The organism is Actinomadura verrucosospora (assembly GCF_039540335.1).
GTDB lineage: Bacteria > Actinomycetota > Actinomycetes > Streptosporangiales > Streptosporangiaceae > Spirillospora > Spirillospora verrucosospora.
On record NZ_BAABEV010000024.1, the window covers coordinates 95,401 to 114,437 of the forward strand.

A 19,037-nucleotide genomic window follows, 5' to 3' on the forward strand; every position below is an offset into this window, starting at 1 on the left:
TGGCGCGCGACTACCCGACGATGCGGCACCAGGCCGACGAACTGCACCGGACCTGCGCCGACGGCATCGCCCGCGACACCTCGACACCATCAGCCTTCAAGGCGGTCGACCCCGTCGATTCGGCCGGCCCCCGGACAACCGCCCCGACGATCCGGGACCTCGCGTCCTTGCTTCGCGACGGGACGACGTCGGCTGTCGAACTCACGGGCAACGTCTTCGCACGAATTGACCGGCTCGACACCGACCTCGGAGCATACGTCGGTACGTTCCGCGACGCTGCCCTGGAGGCCGCCGACCGTATGGACCGGGACCTGGCCGCCGGGCGAGACCGCGGCCCGCTGCACGGGATCCCGCTGGCGATCAAGGACGTCATCGCCACGATCGAGGGCCCGACCCGGGCCAACAGCCTGGTCGTGCCCCGGCAGTGGCGCGGCGACGGCGACGCGACCGTGGTAGTACGGCTACGGGACGCCGGCGCGATCGTCGTCGGAAAGGCGACGACGAACGAGTTCGCCCTCGGCCCCAACGACCCCGCCTCGGGGTTCCCTATGCCGCGCAATTCCTGGGCCGCCGACCGCTATGCCGGCGGGTCGAGTTCCGGCACGGCCATCGCGGTCGCGTCCAGCCTGGCACTGGGCGGAGTGGGCACCGACACCGCCGGCTCGATCAGGCATCCGGCTGCGCTCAACGGCGTGACCGGCCTGAAGACGACCCGCGGGCGCGTCCCGACCACTGGGACGATGCCGCTGTCACCATCCCTCGACACCGTCGGCCCCGTCGCGCGCTCCGCCTGGGACTGCGCTCTGCTGCTCCAGACGATCGCCGGTCACGACCCGAGCGACGGCGGCTCCAGCAGGCGGCCGTCCCGCGGTACCTCGATGCGCTGGACGGCTCCGTGCAGGGCCTGCGGATCGGCCTGCCGAAACGCTATTTCCTCGACGCCGGTAACGTCGCCGATCCGGTCCGCGCGCGGGTGACGGCGGCCGTTTCCGTCCTGCAGGAGGCGGGCGCCGACGTGGCGGAGGTGAACCTGCCCAATGCCGATATGGCGAGGGTCGCGAGCTTCGTCGTCCTGCTGTGCGAGGCGTTCCCCTACCACCAGGACGACCTGGTCGCGCACTGGTCCGACTACGGACGCCACGTGCGCGGGCTGCTCGCCAAAGGCGCGCTGTACGGCGCCGCCGACTACGTCCAGGCCAAGCGCATCGCCACCAACTTCAGCCGCGAGGTGTCCGAGGCGATGTGGGAATGCGACGTGCTGATCGTGCCGACCATGCCGACGGGCGCCCGACTCCTGCTGGAGACCGACCCTGCGATGCTCGATCGCTGGTCCAGCGCGAGCTTCACGTCGCAGTGGAACCTGACCGGGCACCCCGCGTGCGCCGTTCCGGTCGGCTTCGACACCGCCGGCATGCCCGTCTCCATGCAGGTCATCGGACGACCATTCGACGAGGCCACCATCCTGCGTGTGGCCGATGCCTACCAGCGGCTGACCGACTTCCATCTCGCGGCTCCGCCCGCACCTGGGCAATAGGCCGACATCCCACCCCACCTCGAAGAGGAGTCCACATGTCCGACAACCCGGCGTCCGGCGCCGACCGGAAGGTGGCCACCAGCCCGTACGGGCCGGAGGACGAGATCGGCCGGCTCAACCTGATGACCTCGGAGTCCCGTGCCGACGTGATCAGCCGCATCGACGCCAGCCAGATGTTCGATCTGTCCGTGGACTACTTCATCGGGATGCCGTCGTGGCAGTTGATCGGCGACCCGGCGTACCAGATATGGATGACGCACACGCCGCACGGCACGGTCATCGACGGACTCCCCGGAATCTCGCGGGAGATGACCGAGTACATCAGCTACTCCGGCGACTCGATCGCGATGTACACCCACACCGGCACCCACATCGACACCCTTAACCACTATGGCCACAATGGTCGCATCTACAACAACTTCACCGAGCGGGAACACCTCGGGACCCGGCACTGGCGGGTCGCTGGCGCCGACAAGATTCCACCGATCGTGGCCCGCGGCGTTCTCCTCGACTTCGCCGCCCTGCGCGGCGTCGACATGCTCCCGGACCGATACGGGATCACCCCCGAGGACGTCGACGAGTGTCTCGCCAAGCAGGGCGTCGAGATCCGGCTCGGCGACGTCACGCTCGTCCGGACGGGCAGGATGCGGGCGTGGCCGGATGCCACCGAATGGGGTGAGAACCCGCCCGGGCTGACCCGCGCAGCCGCCGTGCACCTCGTCGAGATGGGGGCGATGATCGTCGGCTCCGACACCATGTGCGTCGAGCAGGGACCGGCTGCCGACCCCGACAACTACACCCCCGTGCACACCTACCTCCTCGCCGAGGCCGGCGCGCCTCTGATCGAGGTGCTCGACCTGGAAGGGCTCGCCGCGGCGGAGGTGTACGAGTTCGGCTTCTTCGCGGCCTGCCTGCGCCTGCGCGGCGCCACGGGGTCGCCGCTGCGCCCGTGGGCCTTCCCATTCCGCAAGGACTGAGCCCGGCCCGATCCGGTTCGGCCCCGGCTGAGGCGCCGAACCGGATCGGTGGCAATCTCACACCTCAGTAAGGAGATCTCATGCGAGACGCTGTCGTCGTGGCGGCCGTCCGTTCCCCTATCGGCAAGCGCGCCGGAGCGCTATCGGGCGTCCATCCCGCGGACCTGTCCGCGCAGGTGCTCTCGGCCCTCGCGGGTCGAGTTTCGCTGGACCCGGCACTGGTGGACGACGTTGTCTGGGGCTGTGTCAGCCAGGTCGGTGAGCAGACCTTCGACATCGCCCGCACCGCGGCGCTGTCGGCGGGTTGGCCGGAGTCGGTGCCCGGCACGACGGTCGACCGCCAGTGCGGCTCGTCCCAGCAGGCGATCCACTTCGCCGCCGCAGGCGTCATCGCGGGGCACTACGACGTCGTCGTGGCCGGCGGGGTCGAGTCGATGTCGCGGGTTCCCATGGGCTCGGCTGTCGGCGACCGATCCCCCCTCGGGAATCTCTACGCGAAGCGGTACGGGGATGTCCTGCCGAACCAGGGCCTTGGCGCTGAGCAGATCGCCCGCCAGTGGTCGATCCGCCGAGCCGACCTCGACGCCTACGCCGAGCGCTCCCATCACCGGGCCGCGAGCGCCGCTGCAGGGGGCGCCTTCGACGAGCAGATCGTGGAAATCGAGACCGCCGAGGGAGTCGTGCGCTCCGATGAAGGAGTGCGTCCGGACTGCTCGATCGAGGCATTGGCACCGCTGCGCACCCCTTTCCTCGACGGCGGCGTCATCAGTGCAGGCAACAGCTCCCAGATCAGCGACGGCGCCGCCGCTCTGCTGATCACCACCTCGGACATCGCGCGCGCCCACGGCTGGAGACCCCTCGTTCGGGTTCATACGGCGGTCGTGGTGGGCAGCGAGCCGAACATCATGCTGACGGGTCCGATCCCGGCGACCGCGAAAGCGCTCGCGAAGTCCGGCCTGACCATCGACGAGATCGGCGCGTTCGAGGTGAATGAGGCGTTCGCCTCGGTCCCGCTCGCCTGGCAGGCCGAGTACAACGCACCCGAATCGGCGCTCAATCCGGTCGGTGGAGCGATCGCGCTCGGTCACCCGCTCGGCGGATCCGGTGCCCGCATCGCCACCACTTTGATCCATCACATGGTCGACCACGGAATCCGCAAGGGACTTCAGACGATGTGCGAAGGCGGTGGCCAGGCAAACGCAACGATCTTCGAGCTCGTCCCGTGAGCACCCGGAAACGGGGGCGGCGCGGATCACGGAACGCGCCCGCGCTGCCGAGCCGCGCTCGCGCAAGCCCTTGAACGCGTGGCCCAAGCGAGACCCGCGCGCGCCGCGGCCGCACTGCCTCCGGGGATGACGATCTGCGCCCCGCCGCCTCCATTCCTGAAGAGCGGATCGCCCGGCGCGCCCGCTGGTGGCAACGCTGGATCTGTGGTGCCGAGCTGCCATGCCGGCCTGCCGGGGTCGGTACCGCGCAGGCCAGGGACGACCCCTCACAGAGCCTGGACTCACACCTCCTGCAAGCCTTCGACGACCTGCGCGCCCTCTGCCTGCCCACCGCTGGCGACCATGGCCGATAAGACCTTTCACCGGTGCCCGGCCCGCCTCTGATCGGTTCCGCGGGCGACGTCGGACTGTGTATCGACGCGAGATTATCTTCCACCTCGCTCAGCGAGGAGGGCAGAGACCGGGGGTGAAGGCGGTCATGGTCAGGTCGCCTGGAGCGCGATCGTGGGGGCCGGGCGGGAAGCCCGTGCGGCCGGATACAGTCCGGCTGGCACGCCTATGACGAGCGTGGCTCCGAAGCCGCCGAGGATCGCCCAGGGCGGCACCGTGGGCGGCAGGCATATCGAGGTCGCGTGTCCGAAGGTCCCGACGGAGCCCAGCACCGCCCCCCATCCCGCCGCCCAGCCCCGACAGCAGCAGCGACTCGGTGACGAACTGGAGGCGGATCTGGCCGGGCGTCACGCCCAGCGAACGCCGCAGGCCGATCTCGTGGCGGCGTTCCAGCACCGAGATGACCATGGTGTTGGCAACGCCGACGCCGCCGACCAGCAGCGCCACCGCGCCGAGCCCGAGCAGCAGGTTCGTGAACGCGCCGGTCGCCGTGGCCTTGACCTGGAGCGCCTGCGAGGAGTCGGTGACCTGGACGTCCTGCGGGTTCTCGGGGTTGATCGTGCGGGGCAGCAGCGTGTGGACGTGCGCCACGGTGGCATCGGAGGAGCGCTGGTAGACCGAGGTGGGGGGGCCATCGAAGTTCAGGAGCTTCTGGGCGGTCGTCCAGCCCACCAGGGCGGAGCGTTCGATCTCGGGCGCAAGCGGCAGCGGGTCCAGGATGCCGATCACGGTGAGTAGCGGTCGCCGATGAAGACCAGCTCGCCGGGTGCGGTGACCCCCAGGCGTCGTGCGGCGACCGAGCCGAGCACAACGGCGGGGTAGCGGCCGGTCGCGGCGTTCAGCCAGGTCCCCTGGCGTACGCGCCCGCGCAGCGTGGCCGGCAGGTCCTCGGTGGTCGCCTGGACGGCGATGCCGCCGGTCTGGTCCTTGGAGACCCCGGTCGGTGCGGCGGGCAGTGGCGGAGGTCGTGCCGGTCGCGGCGGAGTGCTCGACGCCGGGGATGCGGCCCACCATCCATTCGGCGCCCTTGGGGAGCTTGGTCTCCTTGCCGGTGAACATCGACTCGCCCGGGGAGGCGACCAGCAGGTTGGTGCCGAGCCAATCCAGCTCCCGCACCACCCTGCCCGGCTGGAGGCGGAGACCCCGACCATGGAGATCATCGTCGCGATGCCGATGGCGATGCCCAGCGCCGACAGGACTACCCGGGCGGGTCGCGAGCGCAGGCCGGCCGAGCCGACGCGCAGCACGTCGCGCGGGCTGAGCCGGGCGGGGCGCAGCCGCTGCCCCCTCGCGGCGTGCCCGCCGGGGTGTCGGCGACCAGGCGACCGTCGCGGACCTGCACCTGGCGGGGCAGCGCGGCGGCGATCTCGTTGTCGTGAGTGATGACGGCAACGGTGGTGCCGCTGGCGTTCAGTTCGCGCAGCAGTTCCATGACGGCCTCCCCTGAGGCGGTGTCGAGCGCGCCGGTCGGCTCGTCGGCCAGCAGCAGGTCGGGCGCGCCGACGACGGCGCGGGCAATGGTGACGCGCTGCTGCTGGCCGCCCGACAGCTCGTGCGGGCGGTGCCCGGTGCGGTCGGCCAGCCCGACGCGTTCCAGGACGCCGGCGGCGCGGCGGCGGCGTTCCCGCGGCGGCAGCCCCGCGTAGAGCAGGCCATCGGCGACGTTGTCCAACGCCGTCATCCCGGGAGCTAAGAGGTCGTAACAGAATCAGCGGACGAGGCGGCGCCAGCAGAGGATGGCTGCGGATCTCCCAGCGGATGCGTAAGCGGCGGAACCAGTGGAGCAGGGCGATGGTGCGCTCGACGACGTAGCGGTGGATGCCCAGTCCCGAGCCGTGCGGGCTGCCGCGGCGGGCGATGACCGGTTTGATGCCCTTGGCCCAGACGAGTCGGCGGTATTTGTTGTGGTCGTAGCCGCGGTCGGCCAGCAGCCGCTCAGGTCTTCGGCGGGGCCGTCCAACCCGGCCTCGCAGGGGCGGCACCTTGTCCAGCAGCGGCATCAACTGGGTGACGTCGTTACGGTTCCGCCGGTCAACGACACCATGAGCGGGGTGTCGTGCCCGTCGGTCAGCACGTGGTGTTTGGTGCCCGGCCGGCCGCGGTCGACCGGGCTCGGCCCGGTTTTGGGCCGCCCTTCAAAGCCCGGACATGCGAGCTGTCGATCACCGCCCTGGACCAAACCAGCTGCTCGGCGGCGTGCAGCTCCTCCAGCAGCAGCCGGTGCAGCCTGTCCCACACGCCTGCCTGGTGCCACTCGGCCAGCCGCCGCCAGCACGTCATCCCCGAGCCGAACCCCAGCTCCTGGGGCAGGAACTCCCACCGGATCCCGGTGTGCAGCACGAACAGGATCCCGCAAGGCACCTTGCGGTCGTCCAGCCGTTTGCGGCCGGTATGGCGCTTGCGGCGCTCGACCTTCGGCAGCAGCGGCTCAACCCGCTCCCACAAACTGTCGGCCACGATCCATGGAGGTTGCTCACCCTTACGCACCCGCCCACACCACACCCGACACCACGCGGTGTCACTTCACATACACATTTTGTTATTACCTCTAAGGGCGCTTCGAAGCGTCCCTTTGGAGCGACCAGAGCAGGGCGATGACCGTGTTCTCCAAGCGCTCGACGCTCTGCAACGCTTCCTTCAACGCCGCGAAAGGGTCGGCGACATCCCTGTTGGTCAGGGCTTCTTCCAACTCCAGTCGCAGCGCGGCAAGCGGTGTGCGCATCTCGTGCGAAGCCTGGACGACGAATCGGCGCTGCCTCTCGGCCGGCGCCTCGCCGTTGAACAGGGCGCGCCGGTCGGCGTCGAAGCTCTTGCCTACCTCGGTCGTCCCGGCCGAGGTGAACTCGATGTCCTGGCGCAATTGCGGGTCCTTTCGCTGGTGCGGCGGGTGTACGCCCCTCCTATGGAGGGCCGGGGGAGTCGGCGTTACCGCCGCTGCCGCAGGCGGCGGCCATGAGGCAGAGCGCGCCGGCGGCGAGTGTGGAGACAGGGGTGCGGAGCCTTGTTCGCATGCCATCTCTTTTCGGCTCGTCGAGCGATGTCGCTCGGGACCGCGTTTGCGACGTTCCACTCCGCTCGGCCTCCCGACCCCGGCCGCGGGCCTGGAGCTCGGAGCGGACCGCGCCCCGGCGAAGTGGTGTGCATCACCCAAATAACATGCTACCCAGTAGGTTTTTCTACGTCAATGACCAGCTTCGATGTCCACGGGCTGCCCTCTGCGCGAGCAGTGCACTAACGCCAAGACCGGCCGGATCCTGACCATCCGCCCCCACCACGACCTCCAAGCCGCCGCCCGCCGACAGGCGGCCGGCGACCCGGACTGGCAAGCCGACTACCGCCGCTGGAGACCACCGGTCGAACGCGCCGTCGCCTGGCTCGTCCACCACGGCAACCGCCGCCTCCGCCACCGAGGCACCATCAATGCCGACGCCTGGCTCCACACCCGAGCCGCCGCCCCAACCTCCGCCGCCTCATCAACCTCGGACTCACCCGAACCAACCACACCTGGCACCTGTCCTCGGCCCAAGCCTGACCACAGAGGGCTGTCCAGCCCACGGCGGACAGCCCCTCTAACAAGATCTTCAGCAGTCTTCTAGCTGCCGCTTGCCTCCGCGGACAGCGGCTTGGTGTGTCGCTGACGCTGACGCCCGCCAGATTCGCCTAGCCTGAGCTCTGCTCGCCCGCCCGGACGACTTGCGCCCTCGATCGTCTGGCTGCTGATCGTTAGCCGTTCTGCTCTACGTGCACGTACCTGGGGCCAAGGGCCTGCCCTGCGTCGTCCGAAGGGTCACGTCCCCGCCACCGCCCGCCCAGGCCACGTCAGAGGATGAGTCCGGATGATGGCCACGACCACGCCGCTGCCGTGAATGGAGCTACGACGCCGAGATAGAGCGTTGGCGCACTGCGGCCGCTGGGCCGGGCATTGCGCGTTTGTTGTGGTGGTCATCACCCTGTCGCTGGCGGGCTAGTTCGGACGCGTCAGGGAGTGACATGCCCATAAACAAGACCGGAGCGGCTTCTCAATGAGTCCGGACAGGCCTGGCACCTCCGGCTACCGTGGGTTACCGCGGTCGTGGCAGCGGCGGCGTTAACTGTGGGAGATCGCAACGTACTTGATCTTCCCTAAAGTGCGCTGTGGTGAAGCGAAGGACACTGCCTGACCTGCGACTTTGTTAAGAGGTGGCTTCCCCTGGGCTTGATTGATCGTGTTCACACCGAAGAGGCCACTGGTTCGAACCCAGTATCGCCCACGTTTCCCCAGCTCAGAGGCTTGCTCGGATGAAGAGCAGGCCTCTTTGGCGTTGTCGCAGCTCCGAAGAGGTCACGGGTTCCGAACCGGCAGCGCACCGCCTCGACCCCACGGGGCCATCTCCGCCTCCGGGGCAGGCCATCAGTGGTCCGGTGGGAGGAATCTGGGAGATCATCCTTCGCCCACCGTGAACGAGGCCACAAGAAGACCGCACTACCTGTCACTCTGTGTGGTCGATAGCGGGCTGAGCGTTCGCCGCCATGTCCGCTCAGGTCCACCAGCCGGGTTGGGCTGTCGTCTGCATCGCGGTGTGCCCAACAGGTCGGGTGTGTCGGCGACACGTGAAAACTGGCTCTGGCAACATCCCGTTTTCGGGTCGTCAGTTGAGCAACAACCGGTGGGTTCGAATCGAGGCTCAGGTTCCCATCGCCGCTGGACCTGGGGTGAAGCGCCTGCCCAGCGACCCGTGGGCTGTCTGAGCAAACTTCAGCCTGAGTGAAACATCTCCATGCTCCCTGACGATCCCATGGTGTGGGTGAAGTCAAGGAGGTTCGGGTGACTCTGGCGCTTGTCCGTGATCTACGTGACCAGCGGGTTCCGGCGAGCCAGGAAGAGCTCCTCGACTTCGAGACCGATGTGCTGGCCGGGTTCGTGCTGGCGCGGTCTTCGGCCGGACTTGCTGACGGCACGATCCGCTCGGACGTGCTTCAGCTGGAGATGATGCGGCGCTGGTTCGATCGCCCGCTGTGGGAGATGGAGCCGGCTGATGCCGATGTCTACTTCGGCAAGGTGCTGCGGGACGCCAGCCCCGCAACGCGCAAGGGGCGCGCCAGCGCACTGACGGTGTACTTCCAGTTTCTGGAGCTGCGGCATGCCGTGGAGCTGTACAACATCGTCGGGCGACGGGTCGAGTGCCCGCTGGATGAGATCAACCGACCGCAGTTGTCGATCGAGCTGCAGTTGCGGGTGCCTCCCTCGGAGGCCGAGATCGAGGCGCTGTTCGCCGGGTGGCGGCAGGACCTGGCGGTCTGCCGCAAGTTCGCGCCCACGGCGCGCAACTACGCGGCTGCGCGCCTGGCGGCCGATGTGGGGTTGCGGATCAACGAGGCGCGGATGCTGGATCTGCACGATGTCCGCTGGGGCCTGGGCCGGTTCGGGAAGCTGAACGTCCGGCATGGCAAGGGCGCCCGGCGGCGCGGCCCCAAGCAGCGGCTCGTGCCGCTCATCAACGGCGCCGACCGCAGCCTTCGCTGGTTCATCGAGGACGTGTGGGGCTACTTCGACCTGGACCACGCCCGGCCCGGCGCCCCGCTGTTCCCCTCTGAGCGCAAGAACCAGGACGGTTCGAGCTGCCGGGTAACGGCGGACGTTTTCCGCAGGTCGCTGGCCAAAGCGACCACAAAGCACCTCCCGGAGTGGACGGGTCGGCTCACTCCGCACGTGCTTCGGCACTACTCCGCGTCCCAGCGGTACAGGGGAGGGATGAGCCTGCTGGCTATCCAGGAACTCCTCGGACACGCCTGGACCGGCACCACGGTCCGATACGTCCACGTCAACCACACTCATGTCGAGGACGCCTGGGTGCAGGGGCAGCAGCGCGCGACCGACCGATGGAAGGGACTGGCCTGATATGAAGTGGAACCTGCGGTTGGCCGCGGCCAACCGCGGCATCTGGAAGGCCAGCGAGCTGCAACGGATGCTTGCCGAGCGCGGCATGGTCATCAGCGCGGGGAAGATGTCGGGACTGTGGTCGGGCCAGCCCAACAGCGTCCGCCTGGACGAGCTGGACGTCATCTGCGCCGTGCTCGGCTGCGGCGTGCAGGAGCTGCTGCTGCCTGAACCCGATAGCGTCCCCGCTCCAGAAGCCGATGACCAGCAACGCAAAGCCGCCGGGCAGCCGCCCTCGGTGGCGCCCTCGGTGACTCCTCGACCCCGGAGCGGTCGCTCACTGCCGCCCCGGTGAACTGCCGGCACTGCGGCAGTCCGCTGCCGGGAGGTTCACGCCGCGATCGGCTCTTCTGCGACCGGCGCTGCCGTGACGCTTGTGGCCGCGCCCGGCAGGCCCGCGGACTGGCGCCCATGGGGCGCTGGCGGCATCCCGCGCTCACCGCCGACGATCCCGTCCTGGCGGCCGCCGCCGCCCGAGCGCAGGAACTGACCGAGTTGCACGGCTGGTCGCCTACGACCTTGCTCAAGACCCTCGACGGTCTGACCGCGGTGCTCGCCCGACCCGTCTCGGACCGGCAGATCACGCTCAGCGATATCCACGCCCTGCGGGGGCCCGGGTCTACTCCCCGGATATGCGAGGTACTCAGCGATATCGGGTTGATCGTCGTTGACGACACCGTCGCGCCGATCCGCGCCTGGATCGACCGGCGCACCGGGCAACTGCCCGCCGGGTTCGCCGACGACGTGCGCGCGTGGCTGCTGGTCTTGCTGGACGGGGAGGATCGGTCCCGGCCGCGGGCCCACTCCAGCATCTACGCCTACTTCGGCGCGGTCCGGCCGTTGCTGATGGATTGGGCGGTGCGCCGCCGCCATCTGCGGGAGATCACCGCGACCGACATCACCGCCGGACTCGATCCGCTGACCGTCGCCCAGCGCTGCCTTGCGATCAACGCCCTGCGATCGCTGTTCCGCTTCGCTAAGCGACGCGGCCTGATCTTCACCGATCCCACGACCCGGCTGACCCTGCCCACCGTCGATCCCAGCTTCCTTCCGATGACGGAGGAGGAGATCCGGGCCGTTGAGCAGCTCACCACCACCCCGTTGCAACGGATGGTGGTCGCCCTGGCCGCCGTCCACGCCGCACGGCCGAAGGCGATCCGGCTCCTTGCCCTGCCGGACGTCGACCTGCCCAACCGGCGCATCACTCTGGCCGGGCACCGGCAGCGCCTGGGCGAGTTGCCCTACCGCACGCTGGTGACCTGGCTTGACCACCGCCACGCGACCTGGCCCTCCACCCCGAACCCGCACCTGGTGCTGTCAGCCAAATCCGCGCTCGGCCAGGGGCCGGTCTCGTCGGCCTTCCTGAAGGCGAACGTGTCCCGGCGCGGTGTGGACCTGGAACGCATCCGCCGCGACCGGCTGCTGCACGAGGCGCTGACCGCGGCGCCGGACCCGCTGCACCTGGCAATGGTCTTCAACGTCTCCCACACCACGGCTGCCCGCTACGCCGCGGTCGCCCGGCGCATCCTGGCGCCCTGAGCTAGAACCCGCCCGGTTCCCACCCTGCAGCCGGAACCGAAAACATGTTCGACTAGCCTGGGGTTCAAAGGAGGAGGGTCGACCAGCATCGGAACGAAAAGTCTCGTTAGGCGGTCGTTCCGGCTGACGCTGGCGTGACATTCCGTTCCGATGTGCGTGTCCGTTAGGGGATGGGCTACTGCAACAAGTCGATCATGCTCGGTCGTGGACCAGCGCCAGGCGTTGAGCTGCTGGTCGCTATCCAAGTGGTGCGTCTTCGTCTCGGCGATGAGTTCCACGAGCCCGCGGAGTCTGAACTGTCGGCCGGCGTAACCTCGCCACCGGTGTCCAGGGTCCGCGGACTGCCGCTCACCCCCGACGACTTCCTGCGCTGACGGCGGGATCCGGGAGTTCGGCGTTCGGTGACCCGAGGCCCGGCGACACGGGATCCGGCGGCCCGGGGTCCTGTGGTGCCGGATACCGCACGGCTGCGGGAAAGCAGCGCAGCAGTGCGGCGAGCCGCGCGGTATCGCCCGTCACCTCGGTGTCTGCCCGCTCGACGGCGTCGTGCAGCGCCGCACCGGCGAACACCAGATCGCGCAATGTCGCCGCCTCCGGCACGTTCAGCCACGCCTCGGGTTCGGCGTGCTCACCGCGGTCCAGATCGAGGCGCCCGCCCGCAACGGTGATGCGGAACCGATCGCCCGCGACGTCCAGCTGGCAGCGCAGCGACAGCTCACCCGCCAGTGCCGGATCGAAGGTGGCGCGCAGGGCGAACAGCAGCGCGTCGACGCTCAGTTCCGCCGCGCCGTCCTCGGGCAGCGGTGCGCGGCTGCCCCAGTGGGCGAGCGCGCGGAGCACGGGCTCCAGTTCCTGCCCGCGCTCGGTGAGTTCATACACGGCGGCGGGCGCAGGCGGTCCCAGGCGCCTTCGCCGCACCAGGCCGTCGGCTTCGAGCTCGCGCAACCGCTGCGCGAGGACGTTCTGGCTCATCTGCGGCAGCCCGCGGTGCAGGTCGGAGTAGCGCTTCGGGCCGAAGACCAGCTCCCGCACGACGAGCAACGCCCACCGCTCGCCGACCGCGTTCAGCGCTCGCGCGATGCCGCAGGGGTCGTCGAACAGCCGCTTCTTGCTCATGCACCCGAGTGTACTTGCGCACCAGGTGTGAATGCTCCTAAATTAGGAGCATGAACACTGTGACCTCCGTCGACGGCACCACCTTCGGCTACACACGGCACGGCGACGGGCCCCGGTGATCCTGGTCGGGGGCGGTCTCGACGACGGAACGGAGAACGCCCCACTCGCCGAGGCGCTGGCCGCGCACCGTGCTCAACTAATCCGTTCGCAACACCGACCCGGAGCGTCCGCGCCACTAAGTCTCGAACGAGAAGGACCTTGACTGATGAACGTGTTCCTGTGGGTGCTCCAGGGGATCCTGGCCGCGATGTTCCTGATGGCCGGCGTCATGAAGACGACCCAGTCGAAGGAGAAGCTTCTCGAGAAGCTGCCGTGGGTGGAGGACTACTCGACCGGCACCGTGCGCTTCATCGGCACCGCGGAGTTCCTCGGCGCGATCGGCCTGATCCTCCCGGCCGCTCTGGACATCGCCCCGATCCTCACGCCGCTCGCAGCAACCGGCCTGGCAATCACCATGCTCCTGGCGATGAACGCCCACCGCCGCCGCCACGAGCCCGGCGCCATCGCGTTCCCCGGCGTGCTGTTCGTCGTCGCGGCCTTCGTGGCCGTGGCCCGGTTCGGTCCCTGGTCGTTCTGAGCATGACCGTCACCGTCTTCGGCGCGACGGGAGCGATCGGCTCCCTGACCGTCGTCGAACTCCTGGAGCGCGGCCACGACGTCACGGCCTATGCGCGGCCCGAAGTGCAAGTGAGGGAGGGGGCAGCCCACGTCGGTGTGAGCTGGGTTTACACCGGTGCTTTAGGTTCCGGGGTCATGCGGGACAAGATGGGGACACGACAAGGAGAGACGATGAGCGAGCTGACCACCACGCAGCCGGCTGGCACACCGACCTGGATCGACCTGGGCATCCCGGATCTCGACCGCGCGATGACCTTCTACGGCGCGTTGTTCGGTTGGGAGTTCGATGTGGGACCGGCGGAGTTCGGCCACTACACCCAGTGCTTGCTACGGGGCAGACCCGTCGCGGCCATCAGGCCGAACCCCGATCCCGACGCCACGGACTTCTGGTGGAACGTCTACTTCGCGACGGATGACTGTGACGCCGCGGCCGCCCGAGCGCGGGACGCGGGCGGCTCGATCATCACCGGCCCGATGGACGTGCTGGACCAGGGCCGGACGGCGATCATCAAGGACACCACCGGTGCGCAGTGTGGACTGTGGCAGGCCGGTGCCCACATCGGCTGCGAGATCGTCAACGAGCCGAACGCCCTGCTCCGCAACGACCTGGTCACCGCGGAATCCGGGCCCGCGCGCGACTTCTACGTCGCGGTCTTCGGCTACACGTTGGATGCCAACCCGGACATGCCTGAGCTCGACTTCACGTTCCTGCGCAGACCGGATGGCCACGAGATCGGCGGCATCGCCGGTGACCCAAAGGCCACGAAGTCCCGTTGGGGGACCTTGTTCCAGGTGGACGACGCCGATGCGGCGGCGCGGCGAGCGGTCGACGCGGGTGGGACCTCGGCCGAGCCCTACGACATGATCTACGGGCGGGTCGCTCACATCACGGACCCGTTCGGCACGGAGTTCGATGTCGGTGCGGCGATGACGAGCTGAACCGGCGGTCAGCTGGCCGAGTGGTCGAGCTCGGCAAGACGCGCGTAGATGTCGTCGGTGTGGACCTCCTCGACAAGGTGAGACCGAGGTCGGCCAGGCACCATTGCAGCACCTGCTGGCTCTGCCCGGCTACGAGGAGTACGTCCTACGGGACATCAAGGACACAAACACGCCTGCCCTCAAGCTGTACGCCAAGCTCGGATTCACAAAGTACGAGCGTCGATCCAGCAGCTGCAGGCCTACCTGCGCACCTGCTGTCCGCCGCCGGCACCGGGACCTGCCCGGCAGCCTTGAACGCGCCCGGCCCCGGGCGACCGCACCGGACGGTCAGCTGCCGCAGTTGGCCATAGAGGGCGGTTCGACGCAAAACCGCTGGTCGCCTCCGGATGGGCGGCGTAGCGTTGCGGGCTGTGCCGTTTCCGATCGAGGACCTGTCCCGTCCGTTCCGCCGCCCGAGTGAGCTGCGGCGTCTGGTCGAGGCCGTGCGCGCCGCCGACGACAAGGACGAGTCGCTGTGGGTGGAGTGGAAGAGCACGCTGGACCTGACCTCGCAGCCCGGGCTGCTGCATCTGGTCCGGCAGATCCTGGGTTTCGCCAACCGGGATCCGGAGGTGGCCGCGCAGTGGTGCGAAGGCAACGCCTACCTGCTGGTCGGTGTCAGCCCCGGCCAGCTGCAGGGAGTGGCCGGAGTCGACCCCCAGCGGCTGGTGCAGACCCTGCAGCCCTACCTCGGAGCATTGACCGGAGTGGGCGGGTGAGCGTGGCCTTGATGTGGATGCGCCTAGCCGGTGAACCCGGCGGCGGCGTCCTCGATCAGGTCGTAGAGGCTGCGCAGCGTCTTGCCGGTCCATGCGGACAGGGCGACGAGCAGCAGGTCGTCCGGCACCGCGGGGTTCATCGGTCCTCCTGGTCGGCGTCCTTGGCCCACTGGGCAATCTGCTCGCCGGCCGGCTCGATCCAGAAGGCGACCTTGTGCGGGCAGAAGGATCGGGTCGGTGACGTAGGGGTTGTGCACGACCGGCGGCGCGGTGCCGACGGTGATCTCTGCGCCCTTGGAGGCCAGGACGTCGCGGATCACGTTCGCGCAGGTGGAGTGGCCGGGCATTTCGCTGGGCTTCACGGCTAGGCAGTGTTTCGAAGTCCCGGCCCACTTCGCTCGCCTGGCGGCTCGCTCCGTGACCGGGCCTGGGCGAATGCGGCATCGCTTCGCTATCCGCCCGGTTCCGCTCGCCTCCGGCTTCGCTCCGCCGGCCAGGTCAAGCGTTCGAGCGCGTGGTCGAGGCCACTTCGAGCAAGCTCTAGACGTCCACCGCCCGCTAGAGGACGTCTCAGCGCGTCCCCAGGGACGCCTTGCAGGACTTCCGGCGAGCGTTGCCGAAAGAGCGGACGGCGGACGAGGACGAGCGCCAGGAGGACGGCGACCGGCCCTGGCTGGTTGCAACCCGCTCGCCCGCCGTGGTGTTCGCCTGTCCATGAACGACTCGTTGAGGACGCTCAAGGACTTCTTCGCGGCCGAGGCCGCCTACGTGACCGCCGGTGGCCCCGGCAAGGCCGACTTCTCCGGGATGGCCGCGCACCTGCACCCGGACGTCGTCATGTATCAGGCCGGGAGCCTGCCGTACGGGGGTGAATGGACCGGGCCCGCCGGCATCGAGTCCTTCATGGCGGCGATGAGCGAGGAGTGGACCTCGCTGGAATTCCTAGAGCAGCGATTCGCCGCCGACGGTCCCACTGTCGCGGTCTACAACAGGGGGATGCTGCGGGCCCGCGCGACTGGCCGTGCCCTGAAGACCTCGGTGATGCAGTGGTTCACGTTGGAGAACGGGTTGATCCGCGAGATGCGTCCCTTCTATCTGGACACCGCCGCCGTGCTCGACGCCCTCGGACACCGTCTCCATGCTTCCGGCCGGGCGGCGCAAGATAGGCGATCAGATATCTGATCGGGCCGCCGGTGGCGGAGCGAGACCTCCGATGGCGCTAAGCCGTCATGCTGCGGTCGGCAGAGCGCGGGTGAAGGCATTGCCGGCGTCGTAGGTCTGGCCGGTGTGGAGGCAGTGGAAGAGCTGGCCGAGCATCCGGTTGAACAGGTGCCGCAGGGCGCCGGGGTGTTTGTCCCCGTTCTCTCGGCGTCGCTGATAGTGGGCCCGTGCGGGTTCGTAGTTGGTGGAAGCGGTGAAGGCCCAGACGAACCCTGCGGCGGCGAGGCGATCGTTCTTGATCGTTCGGTGGGTGATGGAGATGCTGCGGCCCGAGGCACGGGTGATCGGCGCGACCGAGCGCGCCCTGAGCGCGGGGATCGCCGCCGCCGGGCCCGGGGCCCGCACCGGGGACATCTCGCACGCCATCGGCTCGGTGCTCCGGGAGGCGGGTTACTCGATCAACACCGAGTTCGGCGGCCACGGCATCGGCTCGACGATGCACCAGGACCCGCACATCTCGAACACCGGGCGCCCCGGCCGCGGGTACCGGCTGCGCCCCGGGCTGCTGCTCGCGCTGGAGCCGTGGATCATGGCGGACACCGCCGAGCTCGTCACCGACGCCGACGGGTGGACGCTCCGAAGCGCACCGGGCTGCCGGACGGCCCACAGCGAGCACACCATCGCGATCACCGGCGACGGCGCCGCGATCCTCACCCTGCCGAAGCAGGCCCGCCCGTAGGGAGCCGCCGCCCGGTCCCGGCGCGGTGGAGGCTCGCGGAGGCCATCGTGCATCCACGTCAATTCGCCACAAAGCGCCTTGGCCGAGTCGGGCACGTGGTCGCTCGGTACGACCGTCAGCGAGTAGAGCGCCGGGGCGAGGTAGGGCCGGTCGCCAGCGGCCCCACCAAGCGCTGAACATGGCAACTTCGGCCAGCGTGTTCCGTCCGCAGGCTCCCCCCGCCCCGACGAGCCCGAGCCCGAGCCGGAGCCCGAGAGCCAGGATGAGGCCGCGGCACCGTTGCGGGTCGAGGTGATCGAGCCACCGGCCGACCGGCCACAGGAGTCGGCGGTGCGGTTCGAGGTCCGCGTCCCACCCAGCGGCCGGGTGACTCTGGTGCCGGGACGGCAGCGGTTCTCGGTTCCCCAGGGTCTGGCCGGACGAACGTTGACCGTCTGGGCTGACCTGCGCAGCCTGCACATCCTGCTCGACGGGGGTCCACACATGCCCGTGTGAGACGGAGTGACGGGGGCAGATGCGGGCAGGACGCCCGCATCTGCCCCCGTCACGGGTTCCGTGCGGACCTCAGGATCGGGCGTCTCCGACCGAGACCATGTCGAGGCTCGCCTGGTTGTGGCGCTCCACCCAGTTCATCAGCGCCGTGTGGCAGGCGTGGTCCAGGTGCCGCAGACCGGTGAGGTCCAGTTGGACCGGCCGATCTCGGGGGAGCTTCTCCAAGGTGTCCAACATCTGCGGTAGACGCAAGAACGTGGCGTGGCCGGCCAGGGCGACACGCACCGGACGCCCGTGCGCGCCGGTCACCTCTTCCCTCTCGTCCACCTCGATCTGGATGTGCGAGGTCTCCCAGGCTGTCTTGATCACAGCCAGCACCAGGCCGAGCAGCACTCCCTCGAACAGGTTGAGGACGACCACTGCCGTGGCCGTGAGGACGAGGATCAGTGCCTCGCCGCGATGACGGCGCCACAAGGGGCGCAACTGCTTGACAGGCATGAGTTTCCAGCCGGCGTGCACGAGCACGCCCGCGAGGGCGGCGAGCGGGATGATTCCCAGCGCCGCGGGGAAGGCCGCGGCGAACAAGAGAATCCAGAGCCCGTGCAGGACGCGCGAAGCCTTGGTCTGCGCTCCTGCCTGCACGTTGGTGGCGCTGCGTACGATCACCGCCGTCATCGGCAGGGCTCCCAGGAGCCCGCACACGGTGTTGCCGGTGCCCTGGGCCATGAGCTCCTTGTCGTAGTCGGTACGGGGGCCGTCGTGCATGCGATCGACCGCGGCGGCGCTGAACAGGCTTTCCGCGGAAGAGATGAGCGCGAATGCCAGCACGGTTCCGAGGACGCCGATCTCGGCCAGTCGGGCCACGTCGCCGATGCCGGGTGGCTGGACGGCTCCGAGAAGGCCCTGTACGTCCAGCCGAGCCACGGGCAGATCCAGCAGGAAGGACGCACCCGTCGCCAGAGCCACGGCCGCGAGCGGTGCCGGAACTTTTCGGACTCGCTCCGGCAAGTGCGCCCATCCCGCCAGCAGTGCGACGGTGCCCGCGCCGATGCCGAGCGCGGCCAGCGCCGCGGCTGATCCGGTGCTGTCGAGGAGCAGGCCCGGCAGCCCGGCGAGTTTGGCCATGCCCGAGCCGGGCGCGGTGGCATCGGCCATGGCGTACAACTGCCCGGCGATGATGGTCAGGCCGATGCCGGCGAGCATGCCCTCCACCACGGCCACGGAGATCGCGCGGAACCACCGCCCCATCCGCAGCGCGCCGAGCAGCAACTGCAGGAGGCCCGCCGCGAGGACTATCGCGCCGAGCGTGCTCAGGCCGTATGTCTGGACGGCCTCGTACACCAGGACGGTCAGGCCCGCGGCGGGCCCGCTGACCTGGAGGCTGCTGCCGGGAAGCAGACCGGTCACCAGGCCGCCGACTATGCCGGTGATCAGGCCCAGCTCGGCCGGGACGCCGGAGGCGACCGCGACTCCCACGCACAGCGGCATGGCGACGAGGAAGACGACAAGGGACGCGGTGATCTCGTTCCGGAGCACTCGGGAGGAACGCAGGGTCGTTGGGAGCATCGGTC

At 69.2% G+C, this 19,037-nt stretch carries 16 protein-coding genes and 3 pseudogenes; 12 read left to right on the forward strand and 7 right to left on the reverse strand.

Going from position 1 to position 19,037, the window contains the following annotated elements:
* Window positions 1-20: 20 nt before the first annotated feature.
* The 3 genes and pseudogenes from ABD944_RS24595 (at window position 21) to ABD944_RS24605 (ending at window position 3,737) form a co-directional block, all read left to right on the forward strand.
* Window positions 21-1,534, forward strand: a pseudogene (locus ABD944_RS24595) (amidase).
* Window positions 1,535-1,569: 35 nt separating this feature from the next.
* A complete protein-coding gene (locus tag ABD944_RS24600; protein WP_345180178.1) occupies window positions 1,570-2,511 on the forward strand; it encodes a cyclase family protein in 942 nt (313 codons plus the stop codon).
* 80 nt (window positions 2,512-2,591) lie between these two features.
* A complete protein-coding gene (locus tag ABD944_RS24605) occupies window positions 2,592-3,737 on the forward strand; it encodes a thiolase family protein (RefSeq protein ID WP_345180181.1) in 1,146 nt (381 codons plus the stop codon).
* A 441-nt stretch (window positions 3,738-4,178) separates the two neighbouring features.
* Here ABD944_RS24605 and ABD944_RS24610 read toward each other — a convergent pair whose 3' ends face one another.
* From ABD944_RS24610 to ABD944_RS24625, 4 genes and pseudogenes are all read right to left on the reverse strand, one after another.
* Entirely contained in the window at window positions 4,179-4,856 is a 678-nt protein-coding gene (locus ABD944_RS24610; RefSeq protein WP_345180182.1) for an FtsX-like permease family protein, read from the reverse strand.
* A gap of 469 nt (window positions 4,857-5,325) precedes the next feature.
* Entirely contained in the window at window positions 5,326-5,808 is a 483-nt protein-coding gene (locus ABD944_RS24615; protein ID WP_378190016.1) for an ABC transporter ATP-binding protein, read from the reverse strand.
* A gap of 58 nt (window positions 5,809-5,866) precedes the next feature.
* Window positions 5,867-6,587: pseudogene (locus tag ABD944_RS24620) on the reverse strand (IS5 family transposase); the annotation flags it as partial.
* Window positions 6,588-6,675: 88 nt separating this feature from the next.
* The gene (locus ABD944_RS24625) at window positions 6,676-6,987 is read right to left on the reverse strand and encodes a histidine kinase dimerization/phospho-acceptor domain-containing protein (RefSeq protein ID WP_345180184.1); all 312 of its coding nucleotides are present in this window, start codon (window positions 6,985-6,987) and stop codon (window positions 6,676-6,678) included.
* Window positions 6,988-7,324: 337 nt separating this feature from the next.
* Between ABD944_RS24625 and ABD944_RS42500 the strand changes: the two genes are divergently transcribed.
* The 4 genes from ABD944_RS42500 (at window position 7,325) to ABD944_RS24640 (ending at window position 11,583) form a co-directional block, all read left to right on the forward strand.
* On the forward strand, window positions 7,325-7,723 hold the full coding sequence (locus ABD944_RS42500; RefSeq protein ID WP_378190013.1) for a transposase: 399 nt from the start codon (window positions 7,325-7,327) through the stop codon (window positions 7,721-7,723).
* A gap of 1,208 nt (window positions 7,724-8,931) precedes the next feature.
* Complete coding sequence (locus ABD944_RS24630; protein ID WP_345180186.1) at window positions 8,932-10,005, forward strand: tyrosine-type recombinase/integrase; 1,074 nt, start codon at window positions 8,932-8,934, stop codon at window positions 10,003-10,005.
* Between the two features lies 1 nt (window position 10,006).
* Window positions 10,007-10,339 (forward strand): helix-turn-helix domain-containing protein, encoded by a 333-nt coding sequence (locus tag ABD944_RS24635; protein ID WP_345180188.1) that lies wholly within the window; start codon window positions 10,007-10,009, stop codon window positions 10,337-10,339.
* Window positions 10,340-10,455: 116 nt separating this feature from the next.
* Window positions 10,456-11,583 carry a hypothetical protein gene (locus ABD944_RS24640; protein WP_345180189.1) on the forward strand — a complete coding sequence of 376 codons (1,128 nt, stop codon included), beginning with the start codon at window positions 10,456-10,458 and terminating at the stop codon, window positions 11,581-11,583.
* A 348-nt stretch (window positions 11,584-11,931) separates the two neighbouring features.
* On the opposite strand, the gene ABD944_RS24645 is transcribed toward ABD944_RS24640, so the two are convergent.
* Window positions 11,932-12,699 (reverse strand): winged helix-turn-helix transcriptional regulator, encoded by a 768-nt coding sequence (locus ABD944_RS24645; protein WP_345180191.1) that lies wholly within the window; start codon window positions 12,697-12,699, stop codon window positions 11,932-11,934.
* A 265-nt stretch (window positions 12,700-12,964) separates the two neighbouring features.
* On the opposite strand from ABD944_RS24645, the gene ABD944_RS24650 reads away from it, so the two are divergent.
* The 3 genes from ABD944_RS24650 (at window position 12,965) to ABD944_RS24660 (ending at window position 15,074) form a co-directional block, all read left to right on the forward strand.
* Window positions 12,965-13,336 (forward strand): DoxX family protein, encoded by a 372-nt coding sequence (locus tag ABD944_RS24650; protein WP_179843825.1) that lies wholly within the window; start codon window positions 12,965-12,967, stop codon window positions 13,334-13,336.
* A gap of 2 nt (window positions 13,337-13,338) precedes the next feature.
* Window positions 13,339-14,316, forward strand: coding sequence for a VOC family protein (locus ABD944_RS24655; RefSeq protein ID WP_345180194.1), 978 nt, complete (start codon window positions 13,339-13,341; stop codon window positions 14,314-14,316).
* A 410-nt stretch (window positions 14,317-14,726) separates the two neighbouring features.
* On the forward strand, window positions 14,727-15,074 hold the full coding sequence (locus tag ABD944_RS24660) for a hypothetical protein (protein ID WP_345180196.1): 348 nt from the start codon (window positions 14,727-14,729) through the stop codon (window positions 15,072-15,074).
* Between the two features lie 23 nt (window positions 15,075-15,097).
* On the opposite strand, the gene ABD944_RS24665 is transcribed toward ABD944_RS24660, so the two are convergent.
* On the reverse strand, window positions 15,098-15,436 hold the full coding sequence (locus tag ABD944_RS24665) for a hypothetical protein (protein WP_345180198.1): 339 nt from the start codon (window positions 15,434-15,436) through the stop codon (window positions 15,098-15,100).
* Window positions 15,437-15,800: 364 nt separating this feature from the next.
* Between ABD944_RS24665 and ABD944_RS24670 the strand changes: the two genes are divergently transcribed.
* Complete coding sequence (locus ABD944_RS24670; protein ID WP_345180199.1) at window positions 15,801-16,256, forward strand: nuclear transport factor 2 family protein; 456 nt, start codon at window positions 15,801-15,803, stop codon at window positions 16,254-16,256.
* A 322-nt stretch (window positions 16,257-16,578) separates the two neighbouring features.
* A pseudogene (locus ABD944_RS24675) lies at window positions 16,579-16,974 on the forward strand (M24 family metallopeptidase); the annotation flags it as partial.
* A gap of 564 nt (window positions 16,975-17,538) precedes the next feature.
* On the opposite strand, the gene ABD944_RS24680 reads toward ABD944_RS24675, so the two are convergent.
* Window positions 17,539-19,002 carry a SulP family inorganic anion transporter gene (locus ABD944_RS24680; RefSeq protein WP_345180201.1) on the reverse strand — a complete coding sequence of 488 codons (1,464 nt, stop codon included), beginning with the start codon at window positions 19,000-19,002 and terminating at the stop codon, window positions 17,539-17,541.
* Window positions 19,003-19,037 lie beyond the last annotated feature (35 nt).

Bases quoted from the DNA above. Each gene is read 5' to 3' on its own strand.
- ABD944_RS24600 (WP_345180178.1), top strand. From the start codon at position 1,570: ATGTCCGACAACCCGGCGTCCGGCGCCGACCGGAAGGTGGCCACCAGC.
- ABD944_RS24605 (WP_345180181.1), top strand. From the start codon at position 2,592: ATGCGAGACGCTGTCGTCGTGGCGGCCGTCCGTTCCCCTATCGGCAAG.
- ABD944_RS24615 (WP_378190016.1), bottom strand. From the start codon at position 5,808: ATGACGGCGTTGGACAACGTCGCCGATGGCCTGCTCTACGCGGGGCTG.
- ABD944_RS42500 (WP_378190013.1), top strand. From the start codon at position 7,325: ATGTCCACGGGCTGCCCTCTGCGCGAGCAGTGCACTAACGCCAAGACC.
- ABD944_RS24635 (WP_345180188.1), top strand. From the start codon at position 10,007: ATGAAGTGGAACCTGCGGTTGGCCGCGGCCAACCGCGGCATCTGGAAG.
- ABD944_RS24640 (WP_345180189.1), top strand. From the start codon at position 10,456: ATGGGGCGCTGGCGGCATCCCGCGCTCACCGCCGACGATCCCGTCCTG.
- ABD944_RS24645 (WP_345180191.1), bottom strand. From the start codon at position 12,699: ATGAGCAAGAAGCGGCTGTTCGACGACCCCTGCGGCATCGCGCGAGCG.
- ABD944_RS24650 (WP_179843825.1), top strand. From the start codon at position 12,965: ATGAACGTGTTCCTGTGGGTGCTCCAGGGGATCCTGGCCGCGATGTTC.
- ABD944_RS24655 (WP_345180194.1), top strand. From the start codon at position 13,339: ATGACCGTCACCGTCTTCGGCGCGACGGGAGCGATCGGCTCCCTGACC.